Raw genomic sequence first — 24,205 nt, forward strand, 5'->3', positions numbered from 1 at the left:
GATTGGTGAGCCATACAGACTGTCTTCTGTGGAGGGGTCGTTAGAGATTGAAAGCCGAGTTTTCGCTATTCAAATTCAAGGTCAGGGCTTATCCAAGGGAATGGCATAACGCTGGCCAATGGTAGAGCATACACGGACACTCGGATTTCCCGTAGCCTTCGCGATCGGGCTCGGAACGATGATCGCGGCCGGCATCTTCTCTTTGTCGGGAATTGCGGTGTATCAGATCGGCTCGACGGCGGTCATCGCATTCATTCTCGCGGCTATCGTCGCTGGAATCACTGCGGCATCGTACTCGGAATTCGCGTCAATTTACTCCGAGAACGGCGGGGGGTATCTGTTCACGTCCCGCACCTTCGACAACCGCGATTTACTGACGTACAGTATCGGGATGTCTCTCTTTCTGGGGTATACCGGAACGACGGCGTTCTATCTCGCGACGATGGACCACTGGTTCTTCCGGTTTCTAATACCGGAGAGCTTCCACTTCCTCCCCCACGGAACGTTCGGCGTTCTCACCGCGATTCTACTGGGTGTGCTCAACTCCCGCGGGACCGAGGAATCGGGCTCCTTCCAGGTCATCGTGACGGCGGCGAAAGTCGCCGTTCTCATAATCTTCATCGGTGGGATGTTTGCAAGCGTCGGCGTCGGGCCGGCAATCGGTGAGTTCACCGGGAGCTTCCAGGTCGAACCTGTCGGGACGGTTTCGGTGGCCGCGCTCGCGTTCATCACGTTCTTCGGTTTCTCGGCCATCGCGGCCTCAGCCGGGGAGATCATCGAACCGCGGAAGACTGTTCCGCGAGCGATCGCGGCTTCGATTCTCACCGTCACCGTTCTGTATACGTTCGTTATCGTGGCGATGGTGAACATCACGAACGTGACGGGTCGACTCGCGCGCTCGCCCGACCAGATTCTGCAACTCGGCGAGACGGCGATGGGCGCGGTCGCCCAAGCGTTCATCCCGATCAGCGTCGCCGGCGTGCCAGTCGGGACGTATCTCATCGTCGCGGGCGCTATCTTCAGCATGGTCTCGGCGTCGAACGCGTCGATTCTCGCCGCGTCGGGCATCGGCTCACTGATGGGGCGACAGGGCCAAGCTCCCCGTCGGCTCTCGCGGATTCACCCGAACTATGGAACGCCGTTCTGGAGCACTACGACGGCGACTGGCGTCATCGTCGTACTCATCGTGGCGTTCCTGACGCTGTTCGGCGAGAACGGGATGTTCACACCGATTCCGGTAAACTTCGAGACGAGTATCGCCGGGTTCTCGGTCGTCATCGAGGAGTTCGCGCTCGGTCTGAACGCGCTGACCGGGTTCGCGACGCTCAACTTGCTCCTACCGCTGGCGTTTGTCAACGGCGCGCTCATCTACTCGCGCCGGAAGTACCCCGACATGGGACGGGGCTTTCGGGTCCCCGGTGTCCCCGCCGTGCCGATACTGGGTATCATCGCGAACGTCGCGTTGATCTACAATCTCCCGGTGGTCGGCGTCGCAGTCGGTCTCGTGCTGACGATCGCGCTTATCGGCGTCTACCTTCTCTGGGGCGGCGCACCGGACGTAGAGGAACTGTTCGAACGCACGGTCTCTGCGCGGTCGCCCATCAACGCCAACAGTGGCACCACAGCGACTGACAGCGGAACAGAATCGACAACCGCTGACGAGTCCGACCGCTTCCGAATCCTGGTCCCCGTCGGGCGCTTACACCGGGCGGCGACGCACGTCAAACTCGCGGCGACCCTTGGGAAGATGTACGATGAGAACCCGATCGTGCAGGTTGTCAACGTCACTCACATCCCGGACCAGACGCCCAACGAGATAGTCGTCGACGACGCCAACGGACGCGTAGAGCGGATCACGGAGTCGCTGGGTACCGAAGACATCGATGTCGAATACACGGTGGAAGGACACATCTGCCGAGACATCGCGTTCGACATCCTCCAGACGGCCCGTGACGACGAGGCCGACCGCATCGTGATGGGATACCCCGAGGATCACCCAGAGATCGCACAAGAAGTGGAGTACGAGGCCCCCTGTGACGTCCTCTACGCGCAGGGGTTCGAGGACCCCACGGATATCTCGACAATCAACGTCGGCGCTGGCGGTGGACCACACCACAGCGCGTCCCTCTCGCTCGTCCGTGCGATGGCGGAAGCGGGGTCGCACGTCAACGTCATCAACGTCACGCCGTCCGGCGACGGCGGAACGGCCGAGGATGCGACGGACACGGTCGAGCAACTCCCGGAGACGGGGTCGATAGAAGTCCAGGAAGTCACTGCGTCATCGGTCGCCGAGGGGCTCGTTTCGACCGCCGCGGAAAACGGCGGCCCACTCATCATCGGGGCTACTCGGACCCGTGGACTGAAGCGGTGGGTCTTCGGAAGTACGCCGGACCGAGTGATCAACTTAGCCGAAGGTGCGAACGTGCCAGTACTTGTATACGCAAGTGAGACCGGCCTTTCGCAACAAATGGGGAACCGGCTCTTCCCGGTCTACCGGTATTACAAACAACTAACGACGACGCGCCATCCAACAGGGAGCGAGCAGACGCCCGACTGAATAGCTGCTATCCCATCTCTCTACTGAGACGAGTCCCCCATCTGACTTCTTCATAGTTATCGGCATCTGTTTAATGGCAGGCTTCCTTCTTATCGGTCTATCTCCGAAACGAACCAGTATGAGTGCGAGTGGCGGCTCGGTCGAGAACGAACTCGATCGAGATATCGGTCTTCTCGGAGCGATTCTGGAGACACTCGGTCTGGTCAGATACGCCAATGGGTTAGTGGCGACTGATTCTCCTTCTCGAAGAGCCAGTAGTGGGCAGTCACCAGTCAGTGTCCGATAGAACCTATCGACTGCAGAGCTAGCGAACGGGTGTAAGGAAATCGACCAGACTTACCGTCACGCTTGCCGACCGCGCTTACAGCGACCGCTCGGGGTCGCCGTGGAGGAGCATGTCCGCGACCATCTGCTCGAACACTGATTCGTCGACGGCTTCGACGACGCGCGTTCGCGGTTCGCCGTCGGTGATTCCGAGTTCGTCCACGAGGCTATACCCCCGAGTCATCCCCTCCCGTTCGTCGACGTCCACGAAGTACGTCCCCGCCTCGGTCACGAGGTCCGGGTTCAGGAGACAGGCGAGCGCGAGCGTGTCCGGCTGGGTCGCGGCGTCGACGCCGAGACGCTCTTTCGAGAACTCGCGGGCGTGGCCGGTGACTGTCGTGAAGAACTCCGCGTAGGGCGTCTCCGCCTCGGCGAACCGGTCGAGGTCGTCCGCCCCAATCTTGCCGTGTCGAACGGTCAGCCCCCAGTCGACGAGCGTCACGTCGAGTTCGTTCATCACGATCTTCGCGGCGTCGGGGTCGACCCAGAAGTTGAACTCCGCCGAGGGGGTGTCGTTGCCGAGCGTGTTCACCGCACCGCCCATCACCACCACCTCGTCCAGCAGGTCGTTCAGGTCGGGTTCCCGCCGAATCGCCAGCGCGACGTTCGTCAGCGGGCCGATGCAAGCGAGACTCACCTCGCCCGGCGACTCGCGGGCGATATCGACGATGGCGTCGACGGCGTGGCCGTCGGCGGAGGCGATCCCGGTGTCGGGGTAGAGCTCGCCGCCCAGTCCCCCCTCACCGTGGACGTGGTCGACGTGGTCGAACTCTTTGAGGAGCGGGCGGCGCGCGCCCTCGTAGACCGGGACCGAGTCGGCCATGCCAGCGAGATCTAACGTGTACTTCGCGTTCTCGACTTCGTAGTCGAACTCGACGTTCCCGGCGACGATGGTGACCGCCTCGATGTCGATGGAGTCGGCGAGTGCGGCCATGAGAAGCGCCTGCGAGTCGTCGCCAGCGGTGTCCGTATCGATGATAAGTCTCTGTCCCACGGTATCACATCGCTCGGTGTGAACTTAACTCTCCCGCGAGGGCGGACTGCCGGACAGCGCCGTGACCGACGCCGAGTTAGAGGTTACCTCGAAGGTGGAGCTTCTCGTCGGCCTTCGTCTCGACGGCGTCCTGTTTGACGGTGTACTCGTCGCTGTCCGCCTCAGCCCACCCGAGGTCGGCCTTCACGGTTTCGGTGAGTCCCGGGTCGGGATCGACGTATGCCGTGTCCTGTTCTATCTCCGTGACTAATCCGAGCGTGTTGCCGCTCGCATCGACCACTTCTTTGCCTTCGTCGGCTTCGGTGAACGTGACTGTCATCGACAAATCGTTCGACAGGACGGCAGTAATGTCTGCGGCTTGCAAGGCTTTCAGTCACCAACGGGTCGGTTCACAAAAACGTCCCGTTCTCTCACTCTTCGGCGGCTTCGATGGATTCCGCTACGTCCTCGCCTTCGGTCCCCCAGACGACGTGGCTGTAGTTCAGGAGAGCCACGAAGACGACCCCGCCGACGATATTACCTGCTGTAGTGATTGTGAGGAACTGTGCCCACTGGAGAACAGTGATGTCCGCGCCCGCGAGCATTCCGGCGATGACTTCGATATTGCCGGCGACGCAGTGGGGGAGATGCCCGAAGCCGATTGGGAACGTACAGATGATGATGACGAGGATACGACTGATACTGTCGCCGACGGAGGTGAGAATCCACGACAACAGCGCCATCAACCACCCGGCCATGATTGCGCCAGTAAACACGCCCGTCGGAGCGAGGTCGATGAACGTGGTAGCGACGTCGACGAAGGCCTGATTCTCGATTAGATGGAGAGACGGCCCGCTCACGAAGATGAACCCCGCAAAGATCGCTCCGCCAATCAAGTTGCCTCCGAGCACGAGACTCCACAGCTGACCGAGGCTACGTGGCGTGGCGTCACCCGAGAGAACTGGCAGTACGGCGAGCGTCGTGTGTTCGGTAAATAGCTCCGTTTGACTCATGATGGCGAGCACGAACCCGAACGTGTACGTAACGGACCGCAGAAGATGGACCGCTCCCTCGCCGAGCAGGGGCCCGAGCACCGTCGTGAACATGAGTAGCCCGAAGACACCGATACCGAGCGTGAGCCCGCACGAAAGCGACGAGAGGAACTGACCATGACCCGGCCGTTCGAGTTCCTTCACGCCCTCCTCGATTTGGAGGCGGAGGATAGTCTGATAGTCCCGAGTTGTATCGTATTCTTCGTGACTCATACGCCAGAGGATACACAGGCCCGACGGATACGAACTTTGGGCAGGCGATGGTCACAGACCGTTAAGTGCGTTCGCTGTGAACGCTCTCCTGTGACCGACGCTTCTCGGGCGGGGTGCCACGGGGACCCCGAGTTGGTGGCGGCTGAGTGTGCGGGGCCGGTCGACCTCGAGATCGACGTCGGACTGCTCGTCACTCATGCTCCTGGGACCGACCCCGGCCGACTCCAGTCGTTCGCCGCACAGGCGGCCGAGGATGCGGTCGACGAACTGTCGTCGGCTACGGACGTTACGTGGCGGTTCTATCTCGAAGACCCCGCACAGCTCTCAGACCACGACAGACGCCGACCGTCGGAGTTCCTCGACCGTGCGACACATCGGATGGTCGAGGGGCCATACGACGTGGTCGTCGTCGTGACGGACGTTCCGCTCGTCTCGAGCCGAGAGCGGTTCGTCCCCGGACTGTCGTCACCGCTCTCTCGCGTCGCTGTCGTCTCGACGCGGAACCTGCAGAGCGCGCCCCGCGGCGAGCCGCTGCGTTCGCTCGATGACGAGGCCGTCCGCTGGAACGCGGCGACGCTACTGGTCCACCTCGTCGGGCACGTCCTGGGTGCTCGTCACCGCGACGCGGACGGCGGCGTCATGGAACCGTTCGCGTTTGCCCCGAACCGTCGAGACGTCCCACCGATCGACGCGGACGTAGAGGCTCGCCTTCACCGGATAGCGGGAGAGATTCCGGCAACCGAAGCCCACCCTCGGGGGCCGCTCTCGCGCCTCGCGTTCCACGCTCGAAGTGCCGTCGGCAACCCCGGGCAGATTTGGCAGGCGCTCGGCAACAGTCGGGCCCCCCTACTGCCGCTGTCGCTGCCGAAGCTCTCGACGGCAGCGGTGACGCCGACACTCGTCATCGTCTTCAGTGCCGAGTCGTGGGACGTCGGCTTCCACATGAGCAACGTGACCGCAGCGCTGTTCGCCGTCGCGAGCATCCTCGTCGCCGCCGTCTACCTGCTGTTCTCGCAGAACCTCTCGTTTCCGCGAAAGCGACACCGGGTCGTCACCGAACACACCGCTCTGGTCAACGTCACTGTCTTTTTCGTCCTCGTCTTGGCGATGCTCGGCCTGTTCGGGCTGGTCTGGGGTATTATCCTCGTCATCGAACTGGTCGTCTTCCCGCCGAACCTGATGTCGAACTGGCCGAGCCTCGAGGATCCGGCAGTGGACCTCGTGGACCTCGTCCGGACGAGCGCGTTCATCAGCACCATCGGTGTCCTCTCTGGCGCGCTAGCTGGTGGACTGGAGAGTCGAACCATCGTCAGCCACCTCACGCTGTTCCCCGATCGACCGTAGTTCAACACCGCGTGTCCGCAAAACGCGACCCACCGCAACGGTCGACGAGGGGAGAGTAACAGCCGATTGTCGCCATCGAAGCTCAACACACACCCGACCACACGACAACAGTGCGGTCGGCCTGTCCCTCGCTTCGATCGGTACGATAGAAAGTCGCGCTATGCGGGGCGAAAGCCTGCTTGCAGGGCGTAGCGTTAAGGCCGTCCGAGAGGTAGCGACGTGTGCCCGCATCGAGCGAGAGCGGGCGCGAGCTAATCGGAGGTGTCTTTCAATGGGAAAACTTCGTAAGGCGATGAAAACCTGGCGACGACTCCCGCGTAGCGTGCGACGGCGCATCGTTCGCAAAGGACGACGCCTGCTCCGACGGCGTTGACCCGTCGGACCTGCTCGATTCGTTTTCCGTCGTTTTTATCCAGCTGTTGAAACAATCACTCCTATGGACGAACAGCCTGTCGACGTCGAACCGGGCGGTCAGAACGTCGCTGGTGAGGCGCCCGTCGCGGAGCCGGAATCCGTCACCGACGAGACGACGGTCCACGACGACGACGTCGAACTCGAGCGGACTATCGGGCTGGTCGGCGGGCTGGCGATTGGAATCGGGACCATGATTGGTGCGGGTATCTTCGTTTTCCCGGGGTTAGCGGCGAACAACGCAGGGCTCGCCGCCACCCTGTCGTTCGCGATCGGCGGACTCATCGCGTTGCTCGTGGCGCTACCGACCTCTGAACTCGCTACGGCAATGCCGCGTAGCGGTGGCGGTTACTACTTCATCTCGCGCGGGATGGGAACGGCATACGGTGCGATTGTGGGCCTCGGCCTGTGGCTGGGGTTGGTGTTTGCCTCCGCGTTCTATCTCGTCGGACTCGGCCACTATGCGAGCGCCGTATTCGCCGAACTCGGCGTCGGGCTCCCGTTCAGCCCCGTCATCGGAGTTGGACTGGTGTTCGGGGCAGCTCTGACCGCGCTGAGTATCGGCGGCACGGAGAACACGGCAAAGCTCCAGAACGTCGTCGTGGGAATCCTCCTCGTGGTACTTACGGTGTTTCTCTCCTATGGCGTCCTCGACGCGTTTGGCGTCTTCGGTCGCGGAAGCGTTCCGGAGGCGTTTTTCTCTAGAGGACATTTCCCCGTGCTGACGACAGCTGCGTTGGTGTTTACCTCGTATCTGGGGTTCGCCCAGGTCGCGACCGTTGCCGGGGAAATCAAACAACCGGGGCGGAATCTCCCGCTGGCGATGGTCGGATCGGTTCTCGTTGTCACTATCTTCTACGTCGTGACGATTTTCGTCGCGACCAGCGCGTTCGGTGCGGACCGACTGGGTCAGTTCGGTGAGACGGCGATGGTCGAAGTAGCCCGTGACTTCCTCGGCCAGCCCGGCGCGGTCGCGATTTTGGGTGCCGGACTGCTGGCGACGTTTTCGAGTGCGAACGCGTCGATTCTCAGTGCCTCGCGGGCAGTGTACGCACTGAGCCGTGACGCCCTGCTCCCCAGAAAGGCGAGCGAAGTCAACCTCCGCTACGGTACGCCACACGTCGCCCTGCTCGCTGCTGGCGGGCCGATCCTGGTCCTCGTCGCGACCGGACAGGTCGAACTACTCGCCGAGGTCGCCTCGTTTCTCCACCTGATCATGTACGGGCTGATGTGTGTCGCCCTGCTCGTGTTGCGACGACGGGATCCCGAGTGGTACTCTCCCAGCTACCGGGTGCCGGGCTATCCGGTGTTGCCCGGCATCGGTGCCCTAGCCAGCTTTGGACTGATCGCGTTCATGCAGCTAGCCTCCATCGGCATCGGCATCGTGGTGATGCTCGTCTCGTACCTCTGGTACCGTTATTATGCTGGGGACGTCACACTCAAAGGGGACATCTAACATGGAGGACCGTCCAGCGATACTCGTTCCGATTCGCGTGCTCGAAAGGGAATCGGTCCCGGAGGGAGTTCCCGACCTCCTCGCGAACGCCCACGTCGTCCTCCTCGGATATCACATCATTCCGGAACAGACTGCACCGGGACAGGCACAGATGCAGTTCGAGGAGCGCGCTACGAACCGTCTCGACGAATACGAGGCGATATTCGAGGCGGCGGGAGCGACCGTCGAACGGCGACTCGTCTTCACGCACGATGGGCAGAAGACGATCGATCGAACGATTTACGAGCACGACTGTCTGGCTGTCCTCGTCCCGAACGCGACGGGGGTGGTCGAAGACGTGCTCGTCGCCGTCCGCGGGACCGTGGGAGTCGACCGTCTTGCCCGCGTCGTTGCCGGTATGTTCGGGGCGATGGACGTCTCGATCACGCTGTATCACGTCGCCGAGAGCGAGGAAACGGACGAGGACATAGCGACCCTTCTCGATGGGATGGTAGAACGACTGGGAGAGCTCGGAATGGACGCGTCGATGATCGAGACACGAGTTGAACGGAACCAGGATCCACTCGATGCGATCGTCGATGCAGCCGAGGCGTTCGATGCCGTCGTCATGGGTGAAACTGATCCGTCTTTAACGACGTTCGTCTTCGGTATGCCGGCTGATCAGGTTGCCGATCGGTTCCTCGGCTCTGTGCTGGTCGTACAGCGCGAACGCCCCGAACGAGAGGGGGGTAAGTGAACGGACAGTGCGCCTCTGTCAGCCAGTACCGTCGCTTGGAGACGCCGTCTACCCGTAGAATACGTGGCCTCGGCACTCACGGCTTACACTCTATCCACGACTTCGATACCGGTGACGAGACGCACTTGCGTCTGTCTTCGGGGTCGGTCAGTCACGACGGCGGACGGTCATCTCGACGGGACCGTCGGGGCGGAGGGTGATCGAGGGGGCAAAGGAGAGGTCGTCGTGGGGAGTGACGGTCCACTCCTGTGCAATGGTCCCTAGGACGAGGCGAGCTTCGAGCATGGCGAAGCGGTCGCCGATACAGCGGCGTGGGCCGCCGCCGAAGGGGAAGTAGCCGAACTTCGGGAGCGAACTCTCGAACTCGTCGGTCCAGCGTTCCGGGCGGAAGGTCGTGGGGGCGTCGTAGATGCGGTCGTCGTGGTGGACCACCCACGGGTGCATCGTGACGGTCGTCCCGGCCGGGATCTCGTAGCCACCCAGGTCGTCGGGCTCGGTGGCTTCCCGGACCAGTTCCCAGACGGGTGGATAGAGACGCATGCCTTCCTGAATGGCCTGTTCGGTGTAGGGCAGGTCGTCGAGGTCGGCCATCGTCGGAGTCCGGCCGTCAAGGACATCGTCGAGTTCGGCCTGCAACTGGGCGCGTTGCTCGGGATTGCGGCCCAGGGCGTGCAGTGTGTAGGTCAGCGTCAGTGCCGTCGTCTCGTGGCCGGCGAGCAGGATGGTGATAATTTCGTCGCGAACGCGTTCGCGCGTGATGTCCTCGCCCTGTGCCGCGAGGAGGATCGAAACGATATCGTTGCCGTCACCCTCGTCGTGTTTCTCGACGATGCGGTCGGCAACATCCTCGAGCGTCTGGATGGCGGCCTGATACCGGCGGTTCTCCGGCGTCGGGAGCCAACTGGGTGGATGGTACGGGCGTTCGGCGTAATCCATCACGGCTTCGAGCGCGTCGCTGACGTCGCCTTGCTCGTCGGAAACGTCGACATCGAAGAGCGTCTGGGCGGCGATTTCGACGGTGAGGTGCATCATGTCCTCGTGGATATCACGCGTCTCGCCGTCAGCCCACGTGTCGAGCAGGCGCACGACGCCGTCGGTCATCTGCTCGGAGTACTGTTCGAGCATCCCTGGATGGAAGGCGGGTTGCATCCGATGGCGCTGCTCACGCCACGCAGACCCCTCGCTCGTGAGCAGCCCCTCGCCGAGCGCGTCACCGAGCGCCTCCTGAAAGAGGTCGCCCTTGATGTAGGACTGGTTGTGCTGGACGAGTACCTGTTCGACGAGTTCGGGGTCGCTCACCTGATAGATCGTCCTGCCGGCGACCTCGAAGGACGCCACCGGCCCGTACTCGGTCGCGGTGTCGGTGACGAATCCGAGTCGGTCGCCAGCGAACTGGAGCGTGTTGCCCACGAGTGGGTAGCCGGTCGGGCCGGGCGGCGTGTCGGTGTGATTCGTCGTTGCCATTGTGTGTAGAGGAACGTGCCCACGGCCAATCGGCCTACTGCGGGCGAAGACTGGTCATTTAAGACAGACGGGGGAGCAGGCGGGCCTCGATCTTGCGGAGATGTTCCGATGCGGTGCTCTCGGCGCATTCCGCGGCGGCCGCGACATCCTCGATAGTGGCGGTGCGTGGCGTCGCGTAATATCCTACGTCGACGGCAGCGTCGAGGACAGTTCGCTGGCGGTCGGTCAGGGCGGAACGAGCGGCGTCGATCTCCGGGTCGTACGCGCCCAACTGCTCGATACGGACGTCGGCCGTGGCGTCGGCGGGGAGGTCGTCCATCGCGTCGTGAAGCGCCGCAGACGCACCTGCGATGCGGACCGTCACGCTCTCGGCTTCGAGTTCGATCGGTAGTTCGACGAGCAGCCGATGACGTTCGACGATCCGCAGTAACTCGGCCAGTTCCGGTCTCGGGTGGGAGTGCACGAAAACGTACAGATCACCGTTCTCGGTGTCGAAGACATCGTAGGAGATGGCGTCAGCCCACGATTCGAGGTCGGCGACGACGCTGTCACGGGACGCCTCCAGCCGACAGAGTTGAACGAGCGTCCCGTCGTGGAGGTAGTTCATATTGCATAGCGTGCCGCGGTCGACGTCGAGCCCGGGAATCAGCGCGTTATCGGTCTCCGACGCTGGCGTCCGTGGAAAGGTGAGCGTCAGGTACCGCATATCTGTGGTTGGATCGGCCACCCCAATACACTGTCGCTGGGTTCGAGCCATATGGAGAGTCTGCGGGCGGCAGGGCGTGAGACAGTTCGAGGACACCTACGCCACACCGGTGGACGCGAGTCTACGACGTTCGTTCACTGTTCCTCGAAAATGTATGGATAGAACGTCGGCCTCGGCACTCATAGGGTTCGTCACCGCCGCGGAGTCACCGGGGCTCGGAACGCGCTGTCGTCATCGGCCGGGCGATTCTACCGGACGCGGCGGCAAGACGGTTGCCCCTCGGGGACGCACGGGAGAACAAACGATAAACCCGGGGAGTCCCTTCCGCCGGTATGCAGCGACGACGTTTCTTGGCGCTCTCGGGGGCGGGGTTCGCCAGCGGGTTCGCGGGCTGTGGGGGGAGCGAGGCGACGGGGGAATCCATCGAGGACCATCCCGCGGCTGCGGGCCTCGACGCCCAACCGCGACAGGGGGACCTCGACGGGCACGTCGTGCTGACGTTCGAGGACCCCTCCTGTGAGCGGTGTGCGGCGTTCCACGCGGAGACGGTGCCACAGATACTGTCGAACCTCGTCGACCCGGGACTCGGTGCGTACGTCGTGCGGATGTACCCCGTCGTGTTCCCGTGGGGTGAGCCGGCGAGCCAGGCGCTGGAGGCGACCTACGCCCGCGACGATGCCGCGTTCTGGTCGCTGTTGGGCCACTACTTCGAGAATCGCTCTCAGTTCTCCGCCGAGAACGTCCTCGACCGGACGGGGGCGTTCCTGCGCGAGACGACGAGCCTCGACGCGGAGGCGGTCGTCAGCGACGCCGAGAACCGAGCGTACGCCGACGCGGTTCGAGCCGACGTGGACGCCGCAAAAGCGGCGGAACTGGGCGAGACGACGCCGGTCGTCCTCCTCTTTCAGAACGGCGAGTTCGTCACGAAGGTCAACGGGAGCGTCAGCTACGAGGTGGTCGCGGAGGCGCTGGGTGAGGCGACGTGACGCGGGGCTGGCGTCGCTCCCTGCGCCCGCCGGTCTCCCGGAGCGATTGGCGGCTGATGGGCCGAACCGCCAGGCTCGTCCTCACGCTGCCGACGTACGCTGCCCTTGCCGTCCTCGTCGCCGTCGCCTCGCTGACGGCCTTCGTCGTCTCGCTGAACGTCCCGCTGGTGATAGATCTCGTCGTCGGCGGGTCGCTTCCGCTCGAAAGCCGGCTGACCGTTCTCTCGGAACTGTACCCCTTCGTCGGCACCTTCTTCCATCCAGCACAGGGTCTCTTGTTGGTGGTCGTCGCGGTGCTGACCGGCGTCGACGTGGCGATGGCGACCTATCACTTCCGAGAGCACGGCGTCGCCATCAGACAGGGCGGGGCCGGCGCGGCCGGTGTCCTCTTGGGGACGCTGGGCGCGGGGTGTGCGGCTTGTGGGTCGGCGGTCCTGCTCGGACTGCTTTCGCTACTGGGGGTCTCCGCCTCGCTCGTCTTCTTGCCGCTCAACGGATTAGAGTTCGCGCTGGGCGCGCTCGTGGTCCTCACGCTCTCGATTCACTGGCTCGCAGACGGAATGCGCGGCGGCGAGATAAACGGCTGTCCGGTCGAAGTCTGACTGCTCGCCCGGTCAGTTCGTCGTCGTGATCTCGACGACGTCTCGATGATCAAGTTTCGTGTCGGCCCCGACCTGCCGACCGGAGCGCACGTCGTGAGCGTGGAGGAACCCCTCGCCGATGTCGGTGTGCAGGAAGTACGCGAAGTCCTCGGCCGTCGAGCCATCAGGGAGGACGAAACAGTCCTGTAAGAAGGTGCCGTCCTCCTGTGGCTTTCGAGCGCCGGGGAAGACGGCGATCGCACCCAACTCCTCGAACAGCGCGGTTTCGAGCGCCCGCTGGACGCCGGTCCCCTCGAACTCGGTGACGAACTCCCGGATCTGTTCGAGGCCGGCAGCCTTCTCTTCGGGGAGGTCCGCCGTGACTTCAAAGTCGGCGTCGCCGGGCCGATAGTCGAGAACGCCCTGTTCGTCGCCGTTCTTCAGCGCTTTCTCGGCATGGGCGGAGACGGGGACGAACGTCAGGTGTTCATAGTCGGAGTCCTCGGTGATCTCGGCCCAGTTTTCCTGTGCCGCTTCGGCGTCCATCTTGTTGGCCGCGATGACCATCGGCTTCGTGCGGATGCGAATCTCGCGGGCCAGCGCCTCCCGGTCCTCGTCGTCCCACTCGTCGGGGTCCAGTTCTAGATCCAGCGCGAGGACGACCTGTTTAATCTTGTCTTCGTTGATCTTGAACGCCGACATCTGCTCTGCGAGGTCGGCCTCGATGGCTTTGTCCTCGCCGTGATACCCCGAGCGGTAGCGCTCGATACCCTTCTCCAAGATGTCTAAGTACCACATGTCGAGTTCGTTCTCCAGGAACTCGATGTCCTCGCGCGGGTCGTGGTCCTCGGTTGGTTCGCCCTCCAGGTCCGTCTCGCCGGTGAAGTCGACGACGTGGACGAGCACGTCGGCCTCGTTGAGGTCCGAGAGGAACTGGTTGCCGAGCCCCTTTCCTTCGTGGGCACCAGGGACGAGCCCGGCGACGTCGACGAGTTTCGTCGGGACGAACCGCACGCCCTCGGTGCAGTAGCCGTGGTTGGGCGTACAGCTGTGTTCGAACTCCGGAGCGGCACAGTCGACGCGAACGTACGCTTCGCCCATCGACGGGTCGATGGTCGTGAAAGGGTATGCGCCCTCGGGCACGTCGTTCATCGTCGCCGCATTGAAGAAGGTGGACTTGCCGACGGAGGGTTTGCCGACGAGTCCGATCTTGTAGCTCATTGAGAGGTACCAAGCGAATGAGCGGCTAAAACGTTGCCAAACGAACGGAGAGCGTGTGAGAGTGGCTAGCGAGGTCTGAGCGGTAATGCAGACCCTCGAAGCAGAAGCGAGGACACTCGGTAGAGCGGGGAGAGCGAGGCGCGACGATCACGCTACTGCTCGCGTATCACTCCGTTCTCCGCTCGCTGTTCGGGAGTCTTTGCTTCGTCGTCGGGTGGCATTGCCGCCCGACTGCCCGAGGGAGCGCCAGTCCCTCGCTGCTCAGACCCTCGCTAACGACAGTTCGTACACGTTCACTGGCAGTTCTTTCCCGCCGAGACGGGCAGTACGCTCGCCGACGTGGTCGAAGTGGGTTCGGTAGAAGGCGTTGCCGACCTCGTTGTCGACCAAGACCTCGTCACGAATCGTTCGCACGGAGAGGCTTTTCAGGTGTTTCTTCCCGCGCTCTAGCAGTTCGCTGCCGATTCCCTCGCCCCAGTAATCGGGGTGGACGTAGAGGTCTAAGTCGCCGATGCCGACGGGGTCGGTCATCCCGCAACTGGCGTACCCAACGACATCGTCGTCGACCGTCGCCACGAACAGACCGATATCGTCTACGTCGATCATCCGTTCGAGGACGTTCCGGGCGTACCCCTCCGAGAGATGCGTGTCGACGGCCTCCTCACCGAGAATGTCGTCGTAGACGGCGTGCCACGCGGCGTGTGCCACCTGCTGAATCGCGGTAATATCGTGTTCGGTCGCTGGCCGAACGCTAATCTGGAATGACATATGTGAACGTATGACTCGGACGACCATAGAACTACGCCTGGTCGCTGGACCGCTCAGCGTTCGATTAGCCGCTACTCCCCAGCGCGTTCGCGGGCCGCGGCGACGACCAGTGGCAGCGTGATGGTCGCGTCGGCGTAGACGCTCACGTTGCGGGCGTCCTTCTCCAGTTTCCCCCACGAGCGCGCTTCGTCAAGCGTCGCGCCAGACAGCCCGCCCGTGTTCGAGGGGTCCATCGTCAACTGGACGGCATAGTCGTAGGCGTCCGGCGAGACGAGCATCGTCTGGAGCGTGTAGTTCTTCGGGACGCCGCCGCCGACGAGCATCGCGCCCGCGCTGTCGGCCTCGTAGGCGATGTCCGTGATGTCGGTCATGTCGGCGAGCGCATCGACGGTGAACTCGCTGGTCTGGGAGTACATCCACGCCTGCAGACCCAACACTGAGTCCTGAAACGCCGGGCAGTACACCGGCACGTCGTTCTCGTAGGCGGCCGCGAGCACGCCCGCGTCCTCGGCCACGTCGTCGCGCTCGTTGACCTCGCTGTTGGCCCGGCCCAGTTCCTCGGTCATGCGCTGGATGGAGACCGGACTCGCCGCTTCCAGTTCGGAGAACACCTCCTCACGCAGGTGATTCTCGAACAGCGCGAAGTGCTCCTGGGGAAGGTAGACGTTGTAGATGCGGTCGACGCCCTCGTCACGGAGCGTCTCGTCGTGTTCGCGCTCGGTCTTCTCGGGAGGCGTAACCTCGCCGTGGTGGTGTTTCCCGCCGATGGCCTCGATGCTGTCGTGGGTGCAGTTCGCGCCCGTCGTCACCAGCACGTCGATGTGGCCGTCCCGAATCAACTCGGAGACGATAGCGCGCATCCCCGAGGGGACCATCGCGCCGGCCAGTCCGAAGAACGTCGTCACGTCCTCGTCTAACATCTCGGCGTAGATGTCGACGGCCTCGTGGAGGTCGTTCGCGCCGATTCCGGCCTCGCCGTAGCTCTCGGCCAGCTCGCCGACGGTCATCCCCGCGCGGGCCTCCGCGTGGCCGATGGGGTCGTGTCTGAACGTCTCGCGGTCCTCGTGGTCGCTCATTGCTCCCCTCTGGTCCGGCCGATGGCTTGAACGACGCGGTTCGTATCGAACGTGCGACGCCGACGCGCGCCGGGTAGCCGCCACCAACCGCAACCGTTACGCCCTGCCCGCGTCGTTCCCGGAACGATGAGTCTGAAGACGGCCGTGGCCGCGCCGTTCCGCCAGCGTGGCACCGACCGAATGGCCGAGAGCGAGTTCGTCGTCGCCCTGTCGTTAGACCGGAGTTGGTTCTCACCGGACCAAGCGAAGACGCTCGTCGACGTCGCTGCCAGTGAGGGCCTCGTCGAGCGAGCGGACGACGCCCTCGCGGTCACGTTCGACGCCGCGGCGGTGGACGTGCCAGAGGGATTCGTGCCGAGCGAGGACATTCTCCGCTCTCGGTCGACGTTCGAGCGGATTCTGGACGCTGTCGTCGAAAGCGGCGTCGAGAAACAGGACGCCGTCGCTGGCATCAACTCGCTGCAGTCGGATCTCGGCGTGACGCTGGAGGCTGCGGCGGTAGTCTACGCCCGCGGCGAGGGCGTGGCCGTCGAGGATATCGCGGCCAATGCACGGGAGGAACTCTGATGGTCGAAGACCAAATCACCGACGGCAAACGCATCGCACAGCTGCTCGCTTCTGAGTTGACTGGACTAGAACGCGGTCCGCTCGCCGACGTTTCGGTCGTGGACGCCGACCGGGACGTGGAACCGACGGCCGACGGCGCGTTCGCGTTCGGTATCGAAGCCGACGGCCAGTCGCTCGGCGAAGTCCACGTCACGCCCAACACCGCACGGCTGACGCTGACAGAGCAACGGGACGTAGACTTCGACAGAGCGGACGTGACGGTCGAAGAATCGAACGGGGACACCAGCCAGAAGGCGGTCGTCGTCGCACATAGCGGGGCCGCGGCCAAGGCGTTGGTCGACGTGCTCGCTGACGGACTCGACCGTTAGGCCGGTTCGCCCAGCGTCTCGGCAGTCCACGCGACGAATCCGGTGAGCACGAGCGCCGACCCGACGAACGCCATCGTCGCGGCCGTCGCCAACACGAGTAGGGAGAGCCCCAGCGGAGAGCCGAGTGCCATCACGACGGGCGCGAGCGTGATACAGAGCGCGCCAATCGCGACCGCGCGGCGCTGTTTCGTCGAGAGGTTCACACCGATGTGAAATCGCGAGTCTGACGGCGGTTCGGCCGCCGCCAGTCCGAGGCTGAACAGCGGGACGCCGACGAAGACGAGCGTCGCGGCGACCGCGTTCGACCAGAAGGTCCACTGTCCGGTGGTGGGCGCGAGCGACAGTGACGCACCGAGTGCCAGCAACACGGTCCCACCGAGCACGCCGAACGGTCGCAGTCGCGGGTCTTCGAGCGTCTGCCCCACGTCGGGCAGTGTCTCCGCGACGTGACCGACGTCGAGGGAACGGTCCATGACGCTCGCTTTCACCTCCTCTCTCAAATAGCCGCGGGGCCAGTTCTCAAATGTGATTTTGGGTGGTCGTTGACTGGCACTGAGAGAGGGAAACGCTTGTATTCGTCCCCGTCGCCGCGCTACCTATGCAGTTCTTCGACCGTCTCGACGACCGCATCGCGGCCGCCGACTCCGTCGTCTCCGTGGGGCTAGACCCCGACCCCGACCGCCTCCCCGAGAGCGTGCAAGACGCGGACCTCCCGCGCTGGCAGTTCAATCGCCGCATCATCGACGCGACCCACGAACACGCTGCCTGCTACAAGCCAAACGCCGCGTTCTACGAGGACCCCGACGGCTGGCGCGCGCTCCGAGAGACCATCGCTTACGCTCACGGAAAGGACGTGCCGGTTCTCTTAGACGCCAAGCGCGGCGACATCGGCAACACGGCCCGCCAGTACGCGACGATTTTAGAAGACGACCACGGCCCTGCCGCGGACGCCATCACCGTCAATCCGTACCTCGGTCGAGACTCGCTGGAACCGTTCCTCCAGCACGAGAAGAAGGGTATCTTCGTCCTCGGTCGCACCTCGAATCCTGGCGGTGCCGACTTACAAGACCTAGAACTGGCCTCCGGCGAGAAACTGTACGAACGCGTCGTCCACCTCGCGGATCTCTGGAACGACAACGGCAACGTCGGGCTCGTCGTCGGCGCGACCGCGCCCGAGGAACTCGAAGCGATACGCGAACTCGTCCCCGACATCCCGTTTCTCGTCCCCGGCGTCGGCGCGCAGGGCGGCGACGCCGAGGCCGCCGTCGAGCATGGCCTCGCCGACGGCGTCGGCCTCGTCAACTCCTCGCGCGGCATCATCTTCGCCGGCGAGGACGTGACTAACCGCGGGGCTCCGGAGAAGTTCTTCGAGGCCGCCGGTCAGTCGGCGAAACAACTCAAGACGAAACTGAACCAGTTCCGCTGAGACGGACTGCCATGGCTCTTTCCAGGCCAGCTGTACGGCATCGTGCGGTCGACCAGCACCGAACTACAGCAGTCCGTCCAACTCAGAACTCGTAGGTGTCGACGCCGTCGGGCATGTCGTCGGGGTTCGTGGGCTCCTCGGACTTGCCGCGGCCACCGCCAGTTTCGGCGCTACACTCGGTACACAGGCCAGTTGTTTCGTCCCAGTGCCGGTCACACACCAGTTTGCCACAGCGGTCACAGCCGTGTTCGACGTCTGCGTTCTCACAAATGTTACAGAGGCCGGAGACACTCATGTGATGTAATAGCACGGTTTTCGCCTTGAACGCTCGGGTTGCAACTGCGAGACGACGGACTCGCAACGACGAGCGAGACGCTTACGGTTCTCTGGTCCAAACTCCGGGTGTGCAGTACGACCGTCTCATCACGGGGGTCGCTGCGGTGTTCGCCGTCCTGACAGGCATGCTCACCGTAGTCGGGGTGGTAGTGAACCCGGCCGTCCTCTTCCTGGCCCTGCTGTTCGGCGCGTCGGCGTACTTCATGTACTACCACGCCAGCGGCAAACTGGCGGCGGACGTCTACGAGCGAGTCGAACGGCGGGCCGCCCGCGGGGCGCGGCGACAGCGCGGCGCGCCCCGCGGCGGGTTCGGTGCCGGCCCGCGCGAGGAGTGGGAGGCACCGCGGGGCGGACAGCGAGTTCGCGAGGCCGCCCAACGGGCGCGGCAAGCCAGACAGCAACAGCGACGCCGACGACAGGGCCGACAACAGCAGGCGCGACAGCAGCGACGCCAGCGACAGGGCCAGCGCATCCAGCAGACAAACGGCCCGACTCCCAGCGAGGCATACGCCCGACTCGACCTGGACGCGAGTGCCGACCAGGGTGCGGTCAAGCAGGCGTACCGCGAGAAGGTCAAGGAGGTTCATCCGGACACCGACACCGGCAGCGAGGCGGAGTTCAAGCGGGTGAAAGCCGCCTACGAGACGCTGACCGACTGACCGCGACCGCAACGGCCAAACCGACCGGGGCGTCAGTGAGGACATGACCGAGACGCCGCCGCTTCTCGTCGACATCGACGGCACGCTCACCGACGAATCCCGCGCCATCGACCCGCGAGTGTTCCCCGTCCTGCGAGAGTGGGGCGAACCCGTCGTCATCGCCACCGGAAAGGCGATGCCGTTCCCCATTGCCCTCTGTGAGTTTCTCGGCATCGAGCGAACCGTCGTCGCGGAGAACGGCGGCGTCGTCTTCGTCGAGGCGACTGACGAACTCCAGTTCGAAGGCGACCACGAAGCGTGTCTGGCCGTCGCCGAGGCGTATCGCGACCTGGGTCACGAACTCGGGTTCGGGTCGGTCGACCTCGCCAACCGCTGGCGCGAGACGGAGGTCGTCGTCAGCCTCGACCAACCGCTGGAACCGCTCGAACGGCTGGCTGCCGAGTACGGCCTCGTCGTCCTCGACACCGGCTTCGCCTACCACGTCACCGACCCGAGCGTGGACAAAGGAACCGGACTCGAAGCGGTGTGTGCGGAACTGTCACTGGACCCGGCGGCGTTTCTGGCTGTGGGCGACTCGGAGAACGACGCGGAGGCGTTCGAGGTGGCTGGCGAGTCCGTCGCCGTCGCCAATGCCGACATGACGGCGAAGGCCCGTGCCGACCGCGTGACCGACGCTCAGTACGCCGACGGGTTTCTCGAAGCCGTTGCGCCGTACCGTCGGTAGAAGTCTCCGTAGCGGACTGGCGACACCGAATTTTCGCTCGCGTCCGCACGGGAGCGGTGTCACACGCTCGCGGCGTCCCGTGTGGCGACTCGTCACATACGCTCCGTTGGTCCCGCTTTCACTGATAAACCCTCGTCGCCGGCTATTGTGATAGATAGTCGCATTCACTGCGCTAAACACCGGTAAGCAGGCCCAAACCCGGGGAAGGCTTTTATCTCGCCACCCGCTACGGACCCCCATGAGCCCCGACCGGGCCGTCCTCCGTCGCGCCCTCGACCGCGGCGAGGAGGAGGGCGGTAGCGTCGAGTTCAAAGAACGGCTCACCGAAGACCTGCATCTTTCGGAGGGACGGCTCGAATCACTGGCGGCACAGCTACGCCACCGCGTGCTCTCCGGCGATGGGGAGGCGACCTACGTGGTCGGCGTCACCGACGACGGCGGCCTGGCGGGCATCTCGTCAGACGAGTTCTCCGAGTCGATGGACGTCCTGAGCCTGCTGGCCGACGAGGCCGGCGCGCATATCGAGGAGGTCAAGACCTGGGGCGTCGACGGCGTAGGGTCGTCGGTCCCGCAAGGGGGCGGAACCGACGGTTCTGCCGACGGCGTGACAGGCGAGGCGAACGAGAGCCCGCTCGATGGGATCGTCGGCGTCGCCACCATCCGGGAAGGGGCGGTACTCGAAGACGACGACCACATCGTCGTCGGCACCGCCGGCCACGTCGACCACGGGAAGTCCACGCTTGTCGGGTCGCTGGTGACCGGCGAGGCCGACGACGGTGAAGGCGGGACCCGCGGCTTCCTTGACGTGCAACCTCACGAAGTCGAGCGCGGGCTCTCGGCTGACCTCTCCTACGGCGTCTACGGCTTCGACGAGGACGGCCCGATTCGGATGGACAATCCGCATCGAAAGAGCGACCGCGCGCGGGTCGTCGAGGAGTCCGATCGACTCGTCTCGTTCGTCGATACGGTGGGCCACGAACCATGGCTCCGGACGACCATCCGGGGACTGGTCGGGCAGAAGCTCGATTACGGGCTGCTTACCGTCGCCGCCGACGACGGCGTCACCGAGACGACCCGCGAACACCTCGGCATCCTGCTGGCGACGGACCTCCCGACCATCGTCGCCCTCACGAAAGTGGATATCGTGAGCGACGAGCGAGTCGCGGAGGTCGAACGCGACGTCGAACGGGCGCTGCGTGAGGTCGATAAGACCCCGCTCCGGGTCGAGCGCCACGGCGTCGAGACCGCTATCGAGGAAATCTCCGAGACGGTCGTGCCCGTCGTGACGACCAGCGCCGTCACGCAGGAGGGCCTGCTCGACCTCGACGCGATGTTCGAGGCGCTTCCGAAGACCAGCGGCGAAGTCGGCGACTTCCGAATGTACATCGACCGGACGTACAACGTCCAGGGCGTCGGCGCGGTCGCTTCGGGCACTATCAAATCCGGCGAGGTGGAGGCCGGCGACCAGCTTCTGCTCGGACCGATGCAAGATGGCGCGTTCCGTGAGGTGGAGGTGCGCTCCATCGAGATGCACTATCATCGCGTCGACGAGGCCAAGGCCGGTCGCATCGTCGGCATCGCCCTCAAGGGAGTCCGCGAACCGGACATCGAACGCGGAATGGTCCTCCTCCCAGCGGACGCAGACCCCGCAGGAGTCCGCGAGTTCGAGGCCGAGGTGATGGTGTTGAACCACCCGACGCGCATCGGCGAGGGCTACGAGCCGGTCGTCCACCTAGAGACGATCAGCGAGGCGGCGTCGTTCCGTCCGGAGGGCGGACAGCTCCTGCCCGGCGATGCCGGAGAGACCACCGTCGAGTTCAAGTTCCGGTCGTATTTCGTCGAGGAAGGCCAGAAGTTCGTCTTCCGCGAAGGCCGCTCGAAGGGCGTCGGAACCGTCACCGACGTCACGACCGACTGACTCAGTTAGGTATCATCGGTTTATCCGTCAGATGCGTCGCCGGTACCATGCAACTGCTCGTCTTCGGCGCAAGCGGCCGGGTCGGTCGTCGCATCTGTAAGTACGCCCACAGCGACGGCCACGGCGTCACTGCGTTCGTCCGCGACGCGGCGGTTCGAGGCGGTCATCATCGAGAGCGAGTCGGCATCGCCTACTGACGGACCACCTTGACGAGATACGCCGGGTGTTGATACGGATACCGGCGATTCTCGAAGGGAGCGTTCCGTACCCACGCGACAGTCCACCCCTCGTCGAACCGCTCTGTGAACTCCGAGTAGGCGACGCCGCCCGGTTGGCGGCCCCAGCGTTCGGGGGCCGCCGCCGCGAGGACGAACAAGTGTCCACCGGGGTTCAACACGGCGTGGACGGCCGCTACGTACTTGTCTCGCTCTGCGTCGTTCAAGCAGTGAAACAGCGCCGAGTCCGTCACCGTGTCGAAGCGCATCGACAGGTCGTCCACGCGGAGCGCGTCCCAGACGAGGAACACTGCGGGGATATCGCGCCACCGCGCTTTCTGTCGGGCCTGCTCGACGGCCTGGGGCGCGAAGTCGACGCCGAGGACGTTGTGGCCCCGAGAGGCGAGATACAGCGACAGTTCGCCGGTGCCACAGCCGATGTCGAGGACGCGCCCGCGAATCTCCCCGGCGTCTGCGAGTTCGGCGAAGGCCCGCTGCGGACGTCCGATGTCCCACGCCGGCACGCCGGAGTACGCTGCATCGAACCCGTAGGCCCGGGCAGAAACCGGTCGAGTGCCCGGCCGGTACGGCGGAAACCCGTGCCAGACGGGGGCGCTCATCGCCGATCCGCTACTCTGAGTGACAGCATGTCTCTGTTGAGGGAAGCCACCGACAAGAAACTGCGCGAGGATTGCCGGTATTCCTACACTGCATCGTACCCGTCGTCCGTCCGCGACGCGAGTCCGAACACGTTGGCCCACCCGAGCAAGTGTTCGACACGCGTTCGCCAGACGCGCTCCCAATCCGCGTGGCGCTCGCGTTCCCAGCGCGGGACAGTATCTCGAACCCGCTCGAACGCGTCCGTCGAGGTGAGCGGGCCGTCGCCATCTTCGAGTACGTCGAGTAGTTCCGCGGCGGCGAAGACGTTCTCGCGGAAGGCGGCCGCCAGCGCGACTCGGTCGAGTTCCGTTCGCGTGCGGTGGTAGCCGCGGTCGCTCTTGGCGACGAGGCCCAGCGCCTGCAAGAAGGTGAGGTATTCCCGAGCCGTCTCCCGGTCGGCGACGTCGGTGGCTCGCTGGATGGCGCGACAGCAGTCGGACTCGCCGTCGGGGACCAGCGGAACGGCCCCTCGCGCGTCGTCGAGGAAGTCGAGCGAGCGGGCCGGCGGAGCCACCTTGTAGCGCATCAGAGGCCGAAGCTCTCGACCAGTACGTCCTCGTGCGTCTCGCCGACGACGTGCGTGTCGCCGCCGACCACGTCGACGGTGACCGTTGCCGGGCCGAACAGTTCGACGGGAAGGTCGTCGAACGCCCAGTCAGCGTCGTCGAAGACGCTTTCGAGCGGTCGCCCGTACTCCTCTCCGGCGACGGATGCCACCTCGTCGAAGCGGTCAAATGTTTCGTCGACGGTGAGGTGAACCTCGCCGCCGTAGGCCAGCGCGTCCGTCGTGCGAGCCATCGCTGCCGCCTCGTCGCCGGCGACGGGAGCCATCGGCGCTCGCGCATTCGCCGAGAGCACGGCCGTGGGGTCGAAGCCCAGTTCCGCGAGACGGTAGACGGCGAGTTCGGCGGCGCGGGCGGCCGCGACGACGCTGCCGGTGACGCTCGCCGTGGCGAACGTCGGCATGAACACGGCCGTCTCGGGGACGCCGGTTCGCTCGGCGATCTGCCCGGCGACGGCCTCGTCGGGGAGTTCGTCGGATTCGATCGCGAGGACGGCGAAGTCGGCGTCCTCGCGGTAGCCGATGCGCTGAAAGACGTCCTCCTCGCCGACGAGCGCGCGGGCCGGGCCGCTGCCGAGCCCCTCGAAGTCGTCGGTGGCGACCTCCCAACCGCCCTTCTGCGAACAGAGCAGGGCCAGCGCGGGGTGGTCGGTCGACAGTTCGACGTGCGTCAGCGGTGCGCTGCCGACGGAATCCATCGTCGTCTGGACCGTCGCCAGCCCCGCAGTCTGAATTTCAGCGAGCAACATCCCGGCCTCGACGGCACCGGGAACCTCGACGCCGAAGTCCAGTACCGCGGCGTCGCCCGAGAGCGCGTGTACGTCTATCGTGAGTTCGTCCGCGAAGTCGATGGCCTCGTCGACGAGTTCCGTGGCCATCCGATTGAGACTGTCCATACTCGG

The 24,205-nt window shown here is 64.4% G+C and carries 26 protein-coding genes; 13 read left to right on the forward strand and 13 right to left on the reverse strand.

Features of this window, described 5'->3' with window-relative positions; translation table 11 throughout:
• Positions 1–118: 118 nt before the first annotated feature.
• Positions 119–2,557, forward strand: coding sequence for an amino acid permease (locus E4S61_RS12640; protein WP_135304290.1), 2,439 nt, complete (start codon positions 119–121; stop codon positions 2,555–2,557).
• Between the two features lie 361 nt (positions 2,558–2,918).
• On the opposite strand, the gene E4S61_RS12645 is transcribed toward E4S61_RS12640, so the two are convergent.
• The 3 genes from E4S61_RS12645 to E4S61_RS12655 form a co-directional block, all read right to left on the reverse strand.
• Positions 2,919–3,875, reverse strand: a complete 957-nt coding sequence (locus tag E4S61_RS12645; RefSeq protein ID WP_135304291.1) for a nucleoside hydrolase — start codon at positions 3,873–3,875, stop codon at positions 2,919–2,921.
• A gap of 76 nt (positions 3,876–3,951) precedes the next feature.
• A complete protein-coding gene (locus E4S61_RS12650) occupies positions 3,952–4,194 on the reverse strand; it encodes a hypothetical protein (RefSeq protein ID WP_135304292.1) in 243 nt (80 codons plus the stop codon).
• Between the two features lie 91 nt (positions 4,195–4,285).
• The gene (locus E4S61_RS12655; protein WP_135304293.1) at positions 4,286–5,119 is read right to left on the reverse strand and encodes a formate/nitrite transporter family protein; all 834 of its coding nucleotides are present in this window, start codon (positions 5,117–5,119) and stop codon (positions 4,286–4,288) included.
• Between the two features lie 90 nt (positions 5,120–5,209).
• Here E4S61_RS12655 and E4S61_RS12660 point away from each other — a divergent pair, with 90 nt between their 5' ends.
• The 3 genes from E4S61_RS12660 (at position 5,210) to E4S61_RS12670 (ending at position 9,066) form a co-directional block, all read left to right on the forward strand.
• Positions 5,210–6,463 (forward strand): hypothetical protein, encoded by a 1,254-nt coding sequence (locus E4S61_RS12660; RefSeq protein WP_245180718.1) that lies wholly within the window; start codon positions 5,210–5,212, stop codon positions 6,461–6,463.
• Positions 6,464–6,899: 436 nt separating this feature from the next.
• Positions 6,900–8,330, forward strand: coding sequence for an APC family permease (locus E4S61_RS12665; RefSeq protein ID WP_135304294.1), 1,431 nt, complete (start codon positions 6,900–6,902; stop codon positions 8,328–8,330).
• 1 nt (position 8,331) lies between these two features.
• A complete protein-coding gene (locus E4S61_RS12670) occupies positions 8,332–9,066 on the forward strand; it encodes a universal stress protein (protein WP_135304295.1) in 735 nt (244 codons plus the stop codon).
• Positions 9,067–9,213: 147 nt separating this feature from the next.
• Here E4S61_RS12670 and E4S61_RS12675 read toward each other — a convergent pair whose 3' ends face one another.
• The gene (locus E4S61_RS12675) at positions 9,214–10,530 is read right to left on the reverse strand and encodes a cytochrome P450 (protein WP_135304296.1); all 1,317 of its coding nucleotides are present in this window, start codon (positions 10,528–10,530) and stop codon (positions 9,214–9,216) included.
• 58 nt (positions 10,531–10,588) lie between these two features.
• On the reverse strand, positions 10,589–11,236 hold the full coding sequence (locus E4S61_RS12680) for a helix-turn-helix domain-containing protein (protein WP_167768491.1): 648 nt from the start codon (positions 11,234–11,236) through the stop codon (positions 10,589–10,591).
• Positions 11,237–11,568: 332 nt separating this feature from the next.
• On the opposite strand from E4S61_RS12680, the gene E4S61_RS12685 reads away from it, so the two are divergent.
• Together E4S61_RS12685 and E4S61_RS12690 are read left to right on the forward strand one after the other, a co-directional pair.
• Positions 11,569–12,222, forward strand: coding sequence for a DsbA family protein (locus E4S61_RS12685; protein ID WP_135304298.1), 654 nt, complete (start codon positions 11,569–11,571; stop codon positions 12,220–12,222).
• A gap of 56 nt (positions 12,223–12,278) precedes the next feature.
• The gene (locus E4S61_RS12690; RefSeq protein ID WP_135304703.1) at positions 12,279–12,824 is read left to right on the forward strand and encodes a hypothetical protein; all 546 of its coding nucleotides are present in this window, start codon (positions 12,279–12,281) and stop codon (positions 12,822–12,824) included.
• A 12-nt stretch (positions 12,825–12,836) separates the two neighbouring features.
• Here E4S61_RS12690 and E4S61_RS12695 read toward each other — a convergent pair whose 3' ends face one another.
• The 3 genes from E4S61_RS12695 to E4S61_RS12705 form a co-directional block, all read right to left on the reverse strand.
• Positions 12,837–14,024: a redox-regulated ATPase YchF gene (locus E4S61_RS12695; RefSeq protein WP_135304299.1), complete on the reverse strand. Its 1,188-nt coding sequence runs from the start codon at positions 14,022–14,024 to the stop codon at positions 12,837–12,839.
• Positions 14,025–14,285: 261 nt separating this feature from the next.
• Complete coding sequence (locus E4S61_RS12700; protein ID WP_135304300.1) at positions 14,286–14,792, reverse strand: GNAT family N-acetyltransferase; 507 nt, start codon at positions 14,790–14,792, stop codon at positions 14,286–14,288.
• A gap of 71 nt (positions 14,793–14,863) precedes the next feature.
• Entirely contained in the window at positions 14,864–15,868 is a 1,005-nt protein-coding gene (locus tag E4S61_RS12705) for a deoxyhypusine synthase (protein ID WP_135304301.1), read from the reverse strand.
• A gap of 126 nt (positions 15,869–15,994) precedes the next feature.
• Here E4S61_RS12705 and E4S61_RS12710 point away from each other — a divergent pair, with 126 nt between their 5' ends.
• Positions 15,995–16,435 (forward strand): DUF2240 family protein, encoded by a 441-nt coding sequence (locus E4S61_RS12710; RefSeq protein WP_135304302.1) that lies wholly within the window; start codon positions 15,995–15,997, stop codon positions 16,433–16,435.
• A complete protein-coding gene (locus E4S61_RS12715) occupies positions 16,435–16,803 on the forward strand; it encodes a hypothetical protein (RefSeq protein WP_135304303.1) in 369 nt (122 codons plus the stop codon). The genes E4S61_RS12710 and E4S61_RS12715 overlap by 1 nt, the downstream gene beginning before the upstream one ends.
• On the opposite strand, the gene E4S61_RS12720 is transcribed toward E4S61_RS12715, so the two are convergent.
• Complete coding sequence (locus tag E4S61_RS12720; RefSeq protein ID WP_135304304.1) at positions 16,800–17,276, reverse strand: hypothetical protein; 477 nt, start codon at positions 17,274–17,276, stop codon at positions 16,800–16,802. The genes E4S61_RS12715 and E4S61_RS12720 overlap by 4 nt on opposite strands.
• A gap of 125 nt (positions 17,277–17,401) precedes the next feature.
• Here E4S61_RS12720 and pyrF point away from each other — a divergent pair, with 125 nt between their 5' ends.
• Positions 17,402–18,229: an orotidine-5'-phosphate decarboxylase gene (pyrF, locus tag E4S61_RS12725; protein ID WP_135304305.1), complete on the forward strand. Its 828-nt coding sequence runs from the start codon at positions 17,402–17,404 to the stop codon at positions 18,227–18,229.
• An 82-nt stretch (positions 18,230–18,311) separates the two neighbouring features.
• On the opposite strand, the gene E4S61_RS12730 is transcribed toward pyrF, so the two are convergent.
• Positions 18,312–18,524: a hypothetical protein gene (locus E4S61_RS12730; RefSeq protein ID WP_135304306.1), complete on the reverse strand. Its 213-nt coding sequence runs from the start codon at positions 18,522–18,524 to the stop codon at positions 18,312–18,314.
• Positions 18,525–18,633: 109 nt separating this feature from the next.
• On the opposite strand from E4S61_RS12730, the gene E4S61_RS12735 reads away from it, so the two are divergent.
• From E4S61_RS12735 to E4S61_RS25440, 4 genes are all read left to right on the forward strand, one after another.
• Positions 18,634–19,224, forward strand: coding sequence for a J domain-containing protein (locus tag E4S61_RS12735; protein ID WP_135304307.1), 591 nt, complete (start codon positions 18,634–18,636; stop codon positions 19,222–19,224).
• Positions 19,225–19,267: 43 nt separating this feature from the next.
• Complete coding sequence (locus tag E4S61_RS12740) at positions 19,268–19,948, forward strand: phosphoglycolate phosphatase (RefSeq protein WP_135304308.1); 681 nt, start codon at positions 19,268–19,270, stop codon at positions 19,946–19,948.
• A 238-nt stretch (positions 19,949–20,186) separates the two neighbouring features.
• On the forward strand, positions 20,187–21,866 hold the full coding sequence (locus E4S61_RS12745; protein WP_135304309.1) for a GTPBP1 family GTP-binding protein: 1,680 nt from the start codon (positions 20,187–20,189) through the stop codon (positions 21,864–21,866).
• Positions 21,867–21,913: 47 nt separating this feature from the next.
• Entirely contained in the window at positions 21,914–22,063 is a 150-nt protein-coding gene (locus E4S61_RS25440; RefSeq protein WP_167768492.1) for an NAD(P)H-binding protein, read from the forward strand.
• Here E4S61_RS25440 and E4S61_RS12750 read toward each other — a convergent pair.
• From E4S61_RS12750 to mch, 3 genes are all read right to left on the reverse strand, one after another.
• Positions 22,057–22,701, reverse strand: a complete 645-nt coding sequence (locus E4S61_RS12750) for a class I SAM-dependent methyltransferase (protein WP_135304310.1) — start codon at positions 22,699–22,701, stop codon at positions 22,057–22,059. The two genes, E4S61_RS25440 and E4S61_RS12750, sit on opposite strands and share 7 nt — an antisense overlap.
• Positions 22,702–22,784: 83 nt before the next feature.
• Complete coding sequence (locus tag E4S61_RS12755; RefSeq protein WP_135304311.1) at positions 22,785–23,267, reverse strand: hypothetical protein; 483 nt, start codon at positions 23,265–23,267, stop codon at positions 22,785–22,787.
• Entirely contained in the window at positions 23,267–24,199 is a 933-nt protein-coding gene (gene mch / locus E4S61_RS12760) for a methenyltetrahydromethanopterin cyclohydrolase (RefSeq protein WP_135304312.1), read from the reverse strand. Before mch ends, E4S61_RS12755 begins: the two co-directional genes overlap by 1 nt.
• Between the last annotated feature and the right edge of the window lie 6 nt (positions 24,200–24,205).

This window comes from Haloarcula amylovorans, from assembly GCF_004681185.1.
GTDB classification, from domain to species: Archaea; Halobacteriota; Halobacteria; order Halobacteriales; family Haloarculaceae; genus Haloarcula; species Haloarcula amylovorans.

Bases quoted from the DNA above. Each gene is read 5' to 3' on its own strand.
- E4S61_RS12640 (WP_135304290.1), top strand. From the start codon at position 119: ATGGTAGAGCATACACGGACACTCGGATTTCCCGTAGCCTTCGCGATC.
- E4S61_RS12650 (WP_135304292.1), bottom strand. From the start codon at position 4,194: ATGACAGTCACGTTCACCGAAGCCGACGAAGGCAAAGAAGTGGTCGAT.
- E4S61_RS12655 (WP_135304293.1), bottom strand. From the start codon at position 5,119: ATGAGTCACGAAGAATACGATACAACTCGGGACTATCAGACTATCCTC.
- E4S61_RS12665 (WP_135304294.1), top strand. From the start codon at position 6,900: ATGGACGAACAGCCTGTCGACGTCGAACCGGGCGGTCAGAACGTCGCT.
- E4S61_RS12670 (WP_135304295.1), top strand. From the start codon at position 8,332: ATGGAGGACCGTCCAGCGATACTCGTTCCGATTCGCGTGCTCGAAAGG.
- E4S61_RS12675 (WP_135304296.1), bottom strand. From the start codon at position 10,530: ATGGCAACGACGAATCACACCGACACGCCGCCCGGCCCGACCGGCTAC.
- E4S61_RS12680 (WP_167768491.1), bottom strand. From the start codon at position 11,236: ATGCGGTACCTGACGCTCACCTTTCCACGGACGCCAGCGTCGGAGACC.
- E4S61_RS12685 (WP_135304298.1), top strand. From the start codon at position 11,569: ATGCAGCGACGACGTTTCTTGGCGCTCTCGGGGGCGGGGTTCGCCAGC.
- E4S61_RS12690 (WP_135304703.1), top strand. From the start codon at position 12,279: ATGGGCCGAACCGCCAGGCTCGTCCTCACGCTGCCGACGTACGCTGCC.
- E4S61_RS12695 (WP_135304299.1), bottom strand. From the start codon at position 14,024: ATGAGCTACAAGATCGGACTCGTCGGCAAACCCTCCGTCGGCAAGTCC.
- E4S61_RS12700 (WP_135304300.1), bottom strand. From the start codon at position 14,792: ATGTCATTCCAGATTAGCGTTCGGCCAGCGACCGAACACGATATTACC.
- E4S61_RS12705 (WP_135304301.1), bottom strand. From the start codon at position 15,868: ATGAGCGACCACGAGGACCGCGAGACGTTCAGACACGACCCCATCGGC.
- E4S61_RS12710 (WP_135304302.1), top strand. From the start codon at position 15,995: ATGAGTCTGAAGACGGCCGTGGCCGCGCCGTTCCGCCAGCGTGGCACC.
- E4S61_RS12715 (WP_135304303.1), top strand. From the start codon at position 16,435: ATGGTCGAAGACCAAATCACCGACGGCAAACGCATCGCACAGCTGCTC.
- E4S61_RS12720 (WP_135304304.1), bottom strand. From the start codon at position 17,276: ATGGACCGTTCCCTCGACGTCGGTCACGTCGCGGAGACACTGCCCGAC.
- pyrF (WP_135304305.1), top strand. From the start codon at position 17,402: ATGCAGTTCTTCGACCGTCTCGACGACCGCATCGCGGCCGCCGACTCC.
- E4S61_RS12730 (WP_135304306.1), bottom strand. From the start codon at position 18,524: ATGAGTGTCTCCGGCCTCTGTAACATTTGTGAGAACGCAGACGTCGAA.
- E4S61_RS12740 (WP_135304308.1), top strand. From the start codon at position 19,268: ATGACCGAGACGCCGCCGCTTCTCGTCGACATCGACGGCACGCTCACC.
- E4S61_RS12745 (WP_135304309.1), top strand. From the start codon at position 20,187: ATGAGCCCCGACCGGGCCGTCCTCCGTCGCGCCCTCGACCGCGGCGAG.
- E4S61_RS25440 (WP_167768492.1), top strand. From the start codon at position 21,914: ATGCAACTGCTCGTCTTCGGCGCAAGCGGCCGGGTCGGTCGTCGCATC.
- E4S61_RS12750 (WP_135304310.1), bottom strand. From the start codon at position 22,701: ATGAGCGCCCCCGTCTGGCACGGGTTTCCGCCGTACCGGCCGGGCACT.
- E4S61_RS12755 (WP_135304311.1), bottom strand. From the start codon at position 23,267: ATGCGCTACAAGGTGGCTCCGCCGGCCCGCTCGCTCGACTTCCTCGAC.
- mch (WP_135304312.1), bottom strand. From the start codon at position 24,199: ATGGACAGTCTCAATCGGATGGCCACGGAACTCGTCGACGAGGCCATC.